Source organism: Sulfitobacter sp. TBRI5 (genome assembly GCF_051013555.1).
Taxonomy (GTDB): domain Bacteria; phylum Pseudomonadota; class Alphaproteobacteria; order Rhodobacterales; family Rhodobacteraceae; genus JL08.
Genome location: NZ_CP112884.1, coordinates 3812862 through 3825687, shown reverse-complemented (window position 1 = coordinate 3825687; position 12826 = coordinate 3812862). Strand labels below are relative to the sequence as shown.

Sequence of the window (12826 nt, the reverse complement as noted above, 5' to 3'; positions counted from 1 at the left end):
GATGTCAGTGTTTGCCACTGGTATACAGGGCATAGGCATGGGTTGCGATTGCGGTATCTTGTGCGCCTGTTCCGGTCAGATCGCAAATCGTTATGTCACTTTGGGCGCGCCGCCCGGGTTTGGCGCCGGTCACGACCTCGCCCAGTTCGGCGGGCGTGCCTTTGGTCCACAGACCCGCGGCCAGCGCGCTGCGCAATTCGCCCAGCACCTCGCATTGGCTGACACGGTCGCAGATATAGGCATCGGCGCGCTCCAGCGCGCGCGGGTCGATTTCGTTCTTGTAATCTGCATCCGATCCCAGCGCGGTGATGTGCAACCCGGGATGAAGCCAGCCTGCATCGATCACCGGCGCGCGTGATGCCGTCGCTGTCACGACAAGCTGGCTGTCACGGACCAGCGCTTGCGCATCCTCGACGGCCTGCGCCTTTATCCCCAGTGCGCGCGCCAGATCGTCAGCACAGGTCTGAGCCTTATCCATATCGCGCCCATGCACCAGCACGCGGGCGAACGGGCGCACCAGATGCGCCGCTTCGATCTGTAATCGGGCCTGCATTCCGGTCCCGATGACCCCTGCCGTTTCCACGCTTTCTGGGGCCAGATGGCGCGCGGCCACGGCCCCGGCGGCAGCGGTGCGCAGATCGGTCAGGTACCCGTTGTCCAGCAACACCGCCTCGACCATGCCGGTCTTGACGGAAAACAGCACCATCAACCCGTTCAGGTTGGGCAGGCCAAGCGCGGCATTGCCGTAAAAACCGGTGCTGACCTTCAGCGCGAAACTGTCGAACCCGGGCAGGTATGCGGTTTTCGCGTCCACCTCTCCGTTGCTGTCATGCAGTTCCATCGACATGATCGGCGGCATGATCACACCACCGCTGGCCAGCGCCACAAAGGCGCGTTCGGTCAGGTCGATCATGCCGGTGTCCAGCCCGACCAGCGCGCGCAACTGGTCTTCGGAAACGATGGCAATGTCATGCGGCATAGCGGTGTCCTTTCAATATCATGTCGCCCAGTTCGATGTCCTGTCCGGCCATGATCCGGTGAAAGACATGCATATCCAGATTGCGCCCCGTCAAGATCGTGGCCACAGGCCCCGCCAGATCGGGCAATTTGCCCGCCAGAACCGCCGCCAGCCCGACGACGCTGCCGCCTTCGGCGACCAGACGGTCCTGATAGAACAGGGTTTGCATGGCGTTGTAAATCTCGGCCTCGCTGACCAGAACGACATCATCCAGCAACGCGCGGCACAATGGAAAGGACAACCGGTTCTGCGCCCCGATGCCTCCCCCAAGACTGTCGGCAAGGCTGGCATATTCCGGCACAGTAACCGGATGGCCTGCGCGCAATGCGGCCTCCATGGCCGCGCCCCTGTCCATGCTGATACCGATCACGCGCACCGCCGGGTCCAGCGCCTTGGCCGCCAGTGCTACGCCCGCCGCCAGCCCGCCACCCGACAACGGCACCAGCACTGTGCGGATGTCAGGGCGGGCCTGCATGATCTCAAGCCCGATGGTGCCTTGGCCGGCAATCACAAACGGATCGTCAAAGGGCGAAATGTCGGCAAGCCCTTCGGCATCGACCAGACGCCGGCTTTCGGCCAGCGCATCGTTCTGCGACTGCCCGATGATGCGCACATCCGCGCCGAGCGCGCGGATCCCGTCAACCTTGGCCTGTGGCACCAGATGCGACATGCAGATCACCGCACGCAATCCGCGCAAACCGGCGGCAAAAGCCACGCCGCGCCCGTGATTACCGGTGGAACAACAGGTGACACCGGCTGTGCCATCCGGCAGGGCCATCACCGCATTCAGCGCGCCGCGCAGTTTGAACGCACCGATCGGCTGCGCGATTTCCAGCTTCATCAGAAATTCGCTGCCCGCCACCGAACTCATATGGGGTGACGGAACCAGCGGCGTGTGATCCGCGACCCCGCGAATGGCCGAAGCGGCCTGTTCCACGTCCGCCAGCGTCAGGCCAGATGCACCGCTCGTGCTGTTTTTGGCTTGACGTGACACCTGTCCCCCCGTTTTGTCAGACCGTCCATACACAAAACAATTGGCCCGCCACGTCAACCTTTCGGGCACAAAATATCAGGGAGAGCATCGTGACACACGCCAATCCAGCTTTCAGCCAGACAGAATTCGGCCGCCGTCTGGCGCTGACCCGCGCAGCGATGGAAAAGGCAGGGATCGATGTTCTTTACGTACAGGATCCGTCGAACATGGCCTGGCTGACCGGCTATGACGGATGGTCGTTTTATGTGCATCAGGGTGTTCTGGTGTTTGGTGACGCCGATCCGGTCTGGTGGGGGCGGCGGCAGGATGCCAATGGCGCGTTGCGCACCGTCTGGATGAAGGACGACCGCGTGCATGGCTATGCCGATCACTATGTTCAATCCACCCTGCGCCATCCGATGCAGGATCTGGCGGGCCATATCCGCGACGCCGGATATGGCGGCAAGCGGGTCGGCGTCGAGATGGACAATTACTATTTCTCGGCCAAGGCCTACCAGACGCTGACAACGGAATTGCCGGACGCGACATTTATCGATGCCACGGCGCTGGTCAACTGGCAGCGCGCCGTAAAATCGGACGAAGAAATCGCCATGATGCGCAAGGCCGCGCGCATCGCCGAACACGTGATGGACGGCGTGATCGAACGCATCGAACCGGGTATGCGAAAAAACGATCTAGTGGCCGAGATTTACCGCGACACCATTCGCGGGGTCGAAAACGACTGGGGCGATTATCCGGCCATCGTGCCGCTGTTGCCGTCCGGCACCGATGCCGCTGCGCCGCACCTGACATGGGATGGCACGCCGTTCAAATCGGGGGAGGGTACGTTTTTTGAACTGGCGGGCTGTTACCGGCGTTATCACGTGCCGTTCTGCCGGTCTGTCTATCTGGGTACGCCGCCCGATTTTCTGAAAAAGGCCGAGGCGGCGCTGGTCGAAGGGCTGGAGGCCGGGCTTGAGGCTGCGCGCCCCGGCAACCGCGCACAGGATATCGCCAAGGCGCTGGCCGCACCGCTGGAACGGGCCGGGATCGAACGCGGCGCTCGCTGCGGCTATCCGATCGGGCTGTCCTATCCGCCCGATTGGGGCGAGCGCACCATATCCTTGCGTGAAGAGGACGAAACCGTGTTGCAGCCGGGGATGACATTCCATTTCATGCCGGGTTTGTGGATGGATGACTGGGGTCTTGAAATTACCGAAAGCATCCTGATCAGGGACAACGGCGCAGCCGAATGTTTCTGCAACCGCCCGCGTAAGATGTTCGTGAAACCCTGATGCTGGCCCGCACGATCGATATCCTTGACCGGCTGATTGCCTGCCCGACGGTGTCCAGTGACAGCAATCTGGAACTGATCGCCGATCTGTCCGATACGCTGTCGCATCTGGGCGCGCGGGTGATCACGCAATTGTCGCCCTGCGGCACCAAGGCCAACCTGTTTGCGTCGCTCGGGCCGGACCGGCCGGGGGGTGTCCTGCTGTCGGGTCACACGGATGTGGTGCCCGTCACCGATCAGGATTGGGCGTCTGATCCGTTCATCATGCGCACCGATGATGGCCGCTTGTACGGGCGTGGCACCTGCGACATGAAAGGGTTCATTGCCGCCGCGATGGCGATGGCCGAAGGGCTGGACCCCAACCGTCTGACGCGCCCGCTGCATTTTGCGTTCACCTATGACGAGGAAACCGGCTGTCTGGGTGCGCGCCATCTGGTCGGGGAACTGCGTGGCCTTGGTATCACGCCCGACATCGTGATCATCGGCGAACCCACCGACATGCGTATCATCGAAGGCCACAAGGGGTGTTACGAATATTCGACCCATTTCACCGGATTAGAAGGCCACGGATCGCGCCCCGAACTGGGCGTGAACGCCGCCGAATACGCGGTACGCTATGTCGCCCGGTTGCTGGACCTGCGCGAGGTGTTGAAAACCCGCACCCCGCCTGACAGCCTGTTCGAACCGCCCTGGAGCACGATAAATATTGGCCGTGTCGCGGGTGGCGTGGCCCATAACGTGATCGTCGGCAAGGCCGAGATCGACTGGGAAATGCGCCCGGTGCGCACAGAAGACGCCGATCTGGTCAAGGCCGATCTGGAGCGCTATTGCACCGATGTTCTGCTGCCCGCGATGCAGGCCGTGCACCCGGATGCTTCGATCACCACCACCACGGTGGGCGAGGTCGAAGGCCTGATCCCCATACCCCAGAATGCGGCCCGCGATCTGGTGGCCGAACTGACCGGGGCAAACGGCTGCGAACTGGTGTCTTTCGGGACCGAAGCCGGGCTGTTTCAAAGCCTGGGATGTGATGTGGTTGTCTGTGGGCCGGGATCGATCCTGCAAGCCCACAAGCCCGATGAATTCATCGAATTGTCGCAACTGGAACAGTGCTGCACCATGCTGGACAGGATGGCAGACAAGTTGGGCCGATAGGCAACCCGCGCCGCAACATCCCCCAAAACGCTAGCGCCCGTGGCTGCGATCATAGGCAGAGCGCGCCGGTTTGTCATGTGCGTCGCGCGCCGCTGCCCCTGGATCAAATACCTCGATCAGCAGCGGATAACACTGTGCGGTATCGGATGTGTGTTCAGCGCTGCAATCGCCGCCGGGACAGGCCGAAAGGCCGACAATCAGATCGATTTCGGCGTAAAATTCCAGATAGTCACCGGGACGCACGGGGCTGGCCTTCATGAAATACTGGCCGGTGTCACGGGTGAAGCCGGTGCACATGAATACGTTCAGCACGTCATGCACATGCGGTTCGGCGCTTTCCATCGGCAGTCCGGTAAAATCGGCCAGCGCGCGCGTCAGGTTGGAATGGCAGCAATAATGGTAGTCGGACCCATTCAGCAAACGACCGGTATAAGGGTCGCATCGCGTACCGATCACATCATGAACTGATCCGCCAAACCCATCAAACCCGTACCATTCCAGCGTGTCGGCAGTGATGGTTGCCATCGGCCGCATTGCCGGAAAGGCAGACCACATCCTGTCACCCGTCGAAAGATGTGTGCCGTGCAGCGCGCGGGTTTTGCCGGAATAGAACCGTTCGGTCAGATCATTGGCATTCCACAGGTTCAGATCGCCCACCTGCGATCCCTCTACGGACGAAATGCGGAAAAAGCACCCGGCGGCAACCGCGATACACCGCGCATCGCGCGGCGGGACAGTCACGCTGTCCGCCGCCTTTGATTGCGCGCGCAATTCGGACAATCCAGCCAGATCAGGGGATGGCAGCGTGTCGGGCGGATAACAGATGACCGGCGCGATGGCCTTGCGGGCGTCTGAATCCTGTGGCGCGGAAAATTCGGGGTGGGCAGGTTTCATGGGGGCGGCCTTTGATTCTGGGTGCCGCCCCACCAAACCAGATATTGGCGGCCCTGCAACCCCGGGAAACCCGGTGCAACAGCCCGTTTCAGCCTGTCGGGGCGGCCACCGCGGCGTCAATATCTGCCAGTGTCTTGCGTTCGGCGTCTGATACTTTTTCACCGCCAAAGCCCGGAAACGTGTTTTCGCTGGCCGCATTGGCGACGTTCTGCGCCGTGTCGCGCACGAATTGCGCAAGCACCGCGGCGTGTTCCGGTGCTTTGGTGTGCAGCATTGTCATCGTCGCATGCAATTCGGCAACGGCAGCCGTGCCTGCCTCGGTCGGGGTGCGGCCCTTGATCAGCGCCTTGAGGCCCGATCTTGCCGCCTCGCGTCCTTCGGCGGACATGAACGTGGCGGCCAGATCATCAATCAATGATCCCTCGGGGGCAGAGGCCTGCGCGTCCCTTACTGATTTCACCATGGCCGAGCTTTCCTGAACGGCCCCGATCAACCCACCGGGGTCAGCGGCTGTCACGGCAAAACCCGCCACAAACGGCGCCCTGACAATTCTATCCCATTCCTCGTCTGAAAAGCTGTCCTTCGTTGTCATGTCGATCCTCCTGTCATGCGGCGGTGCTGCCAAATTATCCGGCCTTTGTAACACAGGGTCAACGAATTGCCGTTGACCACGGCGGACACATGCAAACAAATGCACCCGTGCGACCAAAGGCGGCGCATCAGAACGCAAAAGGGCAGACCATGGGCAAATCCATTCTCGTGATCGGGGCCGGTATCACCGGTGTGTCATCTGCTGAATGGCTGCGGCGCGATGGCTGGGATGTAACGCTGGTGGACCGGATCGTTCCGGGGGGGCGTGATCAGACATCCTATGGAAACGCGGGTCTGATCGCGCGCACGGCGATCATTCCGGTGGCCACGCCCGGTTTGATGACACAGGCCCCCGGCATGGTGCTGAACCCGTCGTCACCGCTGTTTCTGCGCTGGGGCTATCTGCCGAAACTGCTGCCCTGGCTGGTGCCGTTTTTCAAAAACAGCTCCGTGCAACGCGTCACCGAAATTGCCGGGGCACTGGCACAACTGACTTTGGATTCGGTTGATCAGCACCAGATTTTGGCCGCCGGCACACCTGCCGCCGAATTTATCCGCACAGGCGACTATGTCAGCCTGTATCCCGACAGGGCCGCTTATGATGCATCGCCGCTGACGATCGAATTGCGCCGCGCCCACGGGATCCATGCGACCTATCTGGATCGGGCGGGGATTCTTGAACGCGATCCCAATATCGGGCCGCGCTATACGTTTGGCACGGTCTTTGGCGATTATGCTTGGTTGTCGGCACCTGATCGCTATGTCGCGGCGCTGTTTGATCATTTCCGTACGCAAGGCGGCAACTTTGTCGCGGGCGAGGTGGCCGATATTGCGCCGGGTGATGCCCCTTCGGTTACGTTGAAAGGCGGCGCGCGTCTGGATGCGGACAAGGTTGTTTTGTCTGCGGGCGCGTGGTCTGGTTCGCTGGCCAGGAAACTGGGCCTTCGCATGCCGCTCGAAGCCGAGCGCGGTTATCACGTGTCGATGTATGCGCCCAGTTTCACCGCACCCAACCCTTACATGATTTCGGACGCAAAATTCGTGCTGACCCCGATGGACGGTTTCTTGCGCGCCGCCGGTGTGGCCGAATTTGCCGGGCTTGACGCGCCGATGTCACAGGCGCCGCTGGATTTGCTGCGTCGTCAGATGAAACAGGTCTATCCCGCGCTGACATTCGAACGCGATGATGTCTGGATGGGGCGGCGCCCCACAACACCGGACAGCCTGCCGGTTCTGGGCGAGGCGCGCAATGCGCCCAACATCATTCACGCCTATGGCGGCCAGCATATCGGTATGACAATTGGCCCGCGTCTGGGGCGGATGGTGACAGATCTGGCATCGGGGCGTCAGGTCAACATCGACCTCTCAAGCTATGCAGCCGACAGGTTCTGACGCGGCGCACTGCCGATCACACCGTCCACAAATGCACGTCAACATTGCCGGCACGTCCGCGCACCTCGACAGTTTTGATTTCGGCGGCATCGCGTTCTGGCCGCGCGTTTAGTGCGGAAAGCACATCCGCAGTTGCGACAATGGATGCGCCCTGCGCCTTGGCGATTTCCATCAGGCGGCTGGCCAGGTTCACGCTGTCTCCGGTGACGGATACCTGTTGTTGCCGGTCATCCCCCAGACGGGACAGGACCACGGGGCCGAAATGTATGCCGATCCGGCAACCCAGCGGCACATCCAGCCCCTGAGATGTCCCCAGTGCAACGATTGCTGCAACCAGATCGAACGCTGCTTTCATCGCGTCATCGGCGGGATTGGGATGCGTGTCGCGCATCCCGAATACGGCCAGCGCGCCATCACCCATATAGTTGAAAACAATGCCATTTTGCTTGTGCACTTCCCGTGCGACAACCGAATGGAACCGCTTCAGAAAGTTCTCGGTGCCTTGTGGCCCCAATGTTTGCGACAACAGGGTAAAACCGCTGAGATCGACAAAAAAGATCACCAGATCGCGCGTCACTGGACGGGAAAGAAAATCAGGATCATCGGCAATCATGTCGGCCAGCGCGGGTGATTGGAATTTCTTCAGCGCGACAACCGCGCGATCCGTAATGGCCGACCTGCGCCGTTCCTGAACATAGCGCATCCCCGCAGCTCCCAGCACCGGCGGCAGTGTGGCCAGCAGCGGCAACGCCGCGCTTAGCCACCAGCCGAACGGAAAGGCCAGCCAGATCAGAGCGATCCAAAGGCCCAGAACGCCCAATGCCAACGTGACGCCCGGCCCAAGGGACAGGGCAAGCACAATAAACGTGCACAAAAATGCCACGCTCGCAGCCATCGCCACGTCGACGCGGCGCACAGTGTCATCCCGCACCAGACCGGGCCCGCCCAAAAGCTGCGAAATGGCCGTCGCAATCAGTTCGACGCCGGGTGTATTTCCATCAAACGGGGTTGGAAACCTGTCGCCCAGCCCTGTGCCGGTCAGGCCCAGAACCACCATTTTGCCGCTCAAACGCCCGTTCGCGCGCCCCTCAACCAAATCCAGCGCCGGTATCGTCGCAACCGTGCCGCTTGGCCCCGCCAGACGCAGCGGCATGTGGAACCCGAAATCAAGCCGCGTCTCGCGGGCACCCAGACGCAGAACATTCCTGTCAAATTCCGGGGTGTCTGCGCTGAACAGGGCGGCTGCGCGCAATGGCAGGGCCGGCTGCAGCCCCTGCGATGTCAGAAACATCAAGGGAATATGGCGCGGTGTGCCGGAAACGTCGGTAGCAATGTTGACCCATCCGGTGTCCGCGGCGGCGCTGAAAACGGGTAGGGGCCACAGTTCGTTTTCAAGCACGGGCAGGCCAGAACCGGCCTGTACAATCGGAAATGTCCCCGCGGCCGCGATCACGCTGGGCAGCGATCCGATGGCCTCGGCAAGCGCGGCATTGCCGGCGGCATCCCCCGCATCGGCCAGCACGACATCCACTGCCAGTACCTTGGGGTTTTGCGCCGCGATGGCGTTGATGACATGGGCCAGACGCGCACGCCCGGTCATGGCGGCCAGCGCCGGATCGGCCAGCGCGGCATCGTCTATGGCAACCACGACAACATCGCCGGGCAGGTCGACAGGGCCGAACGTAGAAAAGCGCAGGTCGATCAGGCCGGATTCAAACCGGTCCAGTAATCCGGCACGCGCACCGAGATGCGGAAGTGACAGGAAAATCGCCCAGATCGCGGCGCACAGGGCACCGAAAAGCGCAATCAGCAACGTGCGCAGACGTGTTCGACGTATCATCTGCCAAAGCGCGCCAACAGGGCCGCGACCCGCGCCGCCCCCCACGATTTAACCTCCAGCGTTTCGCCGGGTGTTACGTCCACCCCGTCGCCCGGCCCCAGAACTACGGGGGCTTCCTGATCTGACAGCGCACCGACATCCACCTGACCGCGCACAACAAAGACAGACGTGCCAGTATCTGTCACATCCACCGCGTAAACCGTGCCGCGCACGGCGGCGATGGCGTGCGGCGTTCTGATCTGCGGGGCAAAACCGCCCGGTGTAACCTCGATCAGGGCGGCCCCGCCTGTCAGATCAAGCGTGTCCGCATCGGAATCGCCCGTCGTGAACCCCATTTGCGCCGCAGCTTCGAGTTCGATCACCAAGCCCCCGGAGCAGGTGAAAACCTGCCTGTCGGGATCGCTGGCCTGTCCCAACAGACAATGTGCCTCCATTTGGGCCAATGCTGCGGGGCTGGATAGATAGACAACACAGCCAGCGGCAAAGAGGGCCTTAAAAATACGATGTGCCCGCATATCGAATACTCCTTAAAGATGACCAAGGTTCTGGCACGTTTTGCCGCCGCAAACAAACATCAAAGGCCCTGACTGGCGGGGCGTTTGTCATGGCCTGCGCCCATGCCTTACCTGATCCAAACGGTTGAACTGACGGCACCTGACCGGCGAATCAATGCCAGGTTTTGAATGTGAAGCGGCTTATCCTCTGGGTTGCATGCGCTGGACGGGCCGCAACAGTGAGGATGAAAGGTACCGAAACAATAGATATCCTTTTTCCTTATTGTTCCTGAAAACCCGCCAATGGGCCGGTTCTTCGTGAATTTCATATACCCACCTACGGCAAACTGCGAACATCGTCGTCACGTTAGTTTAATGAGTGAAATCTGATGTGGGTCGCTGTTGGAAACAGCCAAAGACCTGCATCCAAGGGGGGAATACAATGTTTTTCAAAAGTACCGTCGCAGCGGCCGCTGTGACGTTGATGCTGGCGGCCGGATCGGCCGCAGCGTCAACCTATAAAGCGTTCAGCCATTACGAAGGTGGTCAGCCCGAACACAGTGTTTGGTTTTCTGGCAACAGCAATCCCAGCGGATCATCTGGCAGCAAGCCAAACCATTTCACCTTTGAAAACGCGCTGCCGGGTCACGGCATTTTTGCGGTGAACGGTAACGAGGCGACGCTGACCGGCAATGTCAGGAACGCTGCGGGCGAGGGATTCTTTGTCGAAGTCTACATGTCCGAAGTCGCCGATCCGGGCACCTACAAAGACGCGCCCGGTTATGCCGGCGACCGGTCAGACTGGCGCTTTTTCGAACTGGATGTGACGAAATCCAGCATGATGACGGCCCTTGCCGGAAGCGAGGCGCTGGGAAGCTATGACATTTCCCTGCGCGGTGATCCATTGAAGGTATAATTCGGGATCGGCGCAAACGACAAGGACGCGACCCTGCTGGGCCTGTCGACATGGATTGATTTTACCGAAAAACCGCAAAGCTGCGCGCAAACAGGGTGCCGGTCTTACGCGGGCGACATCAATATCGTTCTGTCGCAAGTGCCGGTGCCTGCGGCAATGCCACTGCTGCTGGCGGGTTTGGGCGGCATGGCCTTTGTTGGCCGCAGACGCCGTAGTAAACGCTGACACCAGAGCACTGATTATTAAATACGCAGGGCGGGTCCGGAAACGGACCCGCCTTTTTCATGTAACAGTGGACAACCCAAAATCTGCGCACGGCTTTCGCAGGTGCCATGTGACGTGTAAACTGATCTGGCCTCGTGATCACAGGCGGGAAGGACCGTTTCATGCATCTGCTGTTTCGTCGACTGCAAAAGCTTTGTGCGATATCGCGCATCAGGATCGCGGCAAGCGCACTGCTGGTTGCATTGACGGCAGTGCAGAACGCCCATGCGGGCAGTATTGCAGACAATACACAGGAAGGTCTTGATCGGCGCAGTGCGCTGGAAGCGGTGGCCGACACGCCGTTCGGATTTGGCAACGGTTCATTTGTTGTTGCGCCTATACCGATGCGCAGCCCGATGTTCGGAACCGGCCTTACCCTGGGTGGCGGTTATCTTTTCCAGAGCGATGCCGGATCCAACACATCATTTTTGGGGCTGGCGGGGCTGAAAACCTCGAACGGCACCAACGGGTATGGCGCAGGGGGTAAACTTTCCTTAAGCGACAACCGCTGGCAAACCACGTTTTTTCTGGGCGAGGTTGATGCCTTTTATGACGCCTTTCCGCTGGGCGTGCCGGTTGCGATCAATCAAAGCGGCCGCCTGGGATTATTGTCGGGATCATACGGGTTCAACCGGCACATTTCGGCCGGTCTGGAAATCAGCCAGCTTGATACGCAGATCCGGCGCGACGGGTCCGGGTTGCTGCCGTCAGATCTGCTGCCGGATGCCGATCTCAACATTGTCACGGTCAATCTGGTCTTTGCTGCGGATTACCGGGATGATTCATTATACCCCACCGAAGGGTCGCACTTGCAGGTCACGGCGGGGCAGGGCCGTACGGTTGACGGGGCCGCACGGGAATTCGAAAAGGCGGTTCTGACCTTCGATCACTTTATCAGCGGTCTGGGGCCGGGGGTGATCGCCATGCGGGTTGCAGCCTGTGGAGTCACCGACAACACCCCGTTTTTCGAAAAATGTTCGATCGGCGGTAGCGATGCCTTTCGCGGATACAATGCGTTTGAAACACTTGGCGACCGGTTGCTTTCGGCGCAGATTGCCTATCGGGGGCAGTTGGGTGCGCGGTTCGGTTATTCCGTTTTCGGCGGGTTCGGCAACACCGCGGATTCGTTTTCAGAACTCGGCGATACGGACATCAGATATGCCGCCGGTATTGGCGGGCGGTTCCGGCTTAGTCGCAAGTTTCCGATGGATTTGGCGGTGGATCTGGTGCGCAACCGGGACGGCGAAAACTATACCTATATCTATGTAGGGCAGAGGTTCTGACGCCCTGATTTCTCGGCTGGTTTCTTACGCAGCCGCGGTTTTCAGGCCCGCCATCAGATGCTGGAATTTTTCACCCTGTACCGCCACGTGATCGCGCAACGCCCGCGCTGCACGATCGGCATCGCCGTCGCGCAGGGCGCGCACGATCTGGTTATGTTCGTCCATCGACTGGCGCATACGCCCCCGCAGTTTCAATTGCAGCCGGCGATACGGCTTTAGCCGCCGGTGCAGGCGCAGCGCTTCCTGTTCCAGAAAGGCATTGCCCGACTGCGCGTAGATCAGATGATGAAATCGTTCATTTTCAATATAGTATTCGCTGGCGTTCTGCTCTGACACCGCTGTCTGGCACTTCAGATTGGCCTGCTCCAGCTGTTCCAGCGCCTCGTCTGAAATGCGCAGCGCGGCAAAGCGCCCGCAGGCGGCCTCAAGCTCGGCCATCACTTCGAACATCTGCAGCAATTCAACCGGTCCGGGCTGGCGCACGAATACGCCACGGCGGGGCACCTGATTGACCAGACCGGATGTGGCCAGCTTTTGAAACGCCTCGCGCAGCGGCGTGCGCGACACGCCAAAACGCTCTGCCAGCTTGATTTCGTCCAGCCGTTCGCCATCAGAAAATCCCGATGTGAGGATCAGCTGTTCCAGTTCTTCGGCAATGATATCGGCACGGCGTTTATCCATGAGGTTTCCTAGCAGCGGCCCTATGAAAATG

Annotated in this window: 13 protein-coding genes; 6 read left to right on the top strand and 7 right to left on the bottom strand. The window is 60.5% G+C overall.

Annotated features, from left to right (window positions below; all coding sequences use genetic code 11):
• Positions 1-4 precede the first annotated feature (4 nt).
• On the bottom strand, positions 5-979 hold the full coding sequence (locus OLX72_RS19090; protein WP_433989333.1) for a cyclodeaminase: 975 nt from the start codon (positions 977-979) through the stop codon (positions 5-7).
• Positions 969-2012: a hydroxyectoine utilization dehydratase EutB gene (gene eutB / locus OLX72_RS19085; protein WP_254684733.1), complete on the bottom strand. Its 1044-nt coding sequence runs from the start codon at positions 2010-2012 to the stop codon at positions 969-971. Before eutB ends, OLX72_RS19090 begins: the two co-directional genes overlap by 11 nt.
• 89 nt (positions 2013-2101) lie before the next feature.
• Here eutB and doeA point away from each other — a divergent pair, with 89 nt between their 5' ends.
• Positions 2102-3286: an ectoine hydrolase DoeA gene (gene doeA / locus OLX72_RS19080; RefSeq protein WP_433989332.1), complete on the top strand. Its 1185-nt coding sequence runs from the start codon at positions 2102-2104 to the stop codon at positions 3284-3286.
• The gene (gene argE / locus OLX72_RS19075; protein WP_433989331.1) at positions 3286-4440 is read left to right on the top strand and encodes an acetylornithine deacetylase; all 1155 of its coding nucleotides are present in this window, start codon (positions 3286-3288) and stop codon (positions 4438-4440) included. Before doeA ends, argE begins: the two co-directional genes overlap by 1 nt.
• A 30-nt stretch (positions 4441-4470) precedes the next feature.
• On the opposite strand, the gene OLX72_RS19070 is transcribed toward argE, so the two are convergent.
• Together OLX72_RS19070 and OLX72_RS19065 are read right to left on the bottom strand one after the other, a co-directional pair.
• A complete protein-coding gene (locus OLX72_RS19070) occupies positions 4471-5334 on the bottom strand; it encodes an urea carboxylase-associated family protein (protein WP_433989330.1) in 864 nt (287 codons plus the stop codon).
• Between the two features lie 88 nt (positions 5335-5422).
• The gene (locus OLX72_RS19065) at positions 5423-5926 is read right to left on the bottom strand and encodes a hypothetical protein (RefSeq protein WP_433989329.1); all 504 of its coding nucleotides are present in this window, start codon (positions 5924-5926) and stop codon (positions 5423-5425) included.
• Positions 5927-6015: 89 nt separating this feature from the next.
• Here OLX72_RS19065 and OLX72_RS19060 point away from each other — a divergent pair, with 89 nt between their 5' ends.
• Positions 6016-7317: an NAD(P)/FAD-dependent oxidoreductase gene (locus OLX72_RS19060; RefSeq protein WP_114869665.1), complete on the top strand. Its 1302-nt coding sequence runs from the start codon at positions 6016-6018 to the stop codon at positions 7315-7317.
• 16 nt (positions 7318-7333) lie between these two features.
• Here the strand turns inward: OLX72_RS19060 and OLX72_RS19055 are convergent, their stop codons facing one another.
• Both OLX72_RS19055 and OLX72_RS19050 read right to left on the bottom strand, forming a co-directional pair.
• Entirely contained in the window at positions 7334-9157 is a 1824-nt protein-coding gene (locus tag OLX72_RS19055; RefSeq protein WP_433989328.1) for a CHASE2 domain-containing protein, read from the bottom strand.
• Positions 9154-9672, bottom strand: coding sequence for a FecR family protein (locus OLX72_RS19050; protein WP_114869667.1), 519 nt, complete (start codon positions 9670-9672; stop codon positions 9154-9156). Before OLX72_RS19050 ends, OLX72_RS19055 begins: the two co-directional genes overlap by 4 nt.
• Before the next feature lie 421 nt (positions 9673-10093).
• Between OLX72_RS19050 and OLX72_RS19045 the strand changes: the two genes are divergently transcribed.
• The 3 genes from OLX72_RS19045 to OLX72_RS19035 all read left to right on the top strand — a co-directional run bounded on the left by OLX72_RS19045 (position 10094) and on the right by OLX72_RS19035 (position 12114).
• The gene (locus tag OLX72_RS19045; protein WP_433989327.1) at positions 10094-10567 is read left to right on the top strand and encodes a hypothetical protein; all 474 of its coding nucleotides are present in this window, start codon (positions 10094-10096) and stop codon (positions 10565-10567) included.
• 138 nt (positions 10568-10705) lie between these two features.
• On the top strand, positions 10706-10792 hold the full coding sequence (locus tag OLX72_RS19040; RefSeq protein ID WP_433990484.1) for a VPLPA-CTERM sorting domain-containing protein: 87 nt from the start codon (positions 10706-10708) through the stop codon (positions 10790-10792).
• A gap of 161 nt (positions 10793-10953) precedes the next feature.
• A complete protein-coding gene (locus OLX72_RS19035) occupies positions 10954-12114 on the top strand; it encodes a BamA/TamA family outer membrane protein (protein WP_433989326.1) in 1161 nt (386 codons plus the stop codon).
• Between the two features lie 24 nt (positions 12115-12138).
• Here OLX72_RS19035 and OLX72_RS19030 read toward each other — a convergent pair whose 3' ends face one another.
• Positions 12139-12795, bottom strand: coding sequence for a GntR family transcriptional regulator (locus OLX72_RS19030; protein WP_114869670.1), 657 nt, complete (start codon positions 12793-12795; stop codon positions 12139-12141).
• Between the last annotated feature and the right edge of the window lie 31 nt (positions 12796-12826).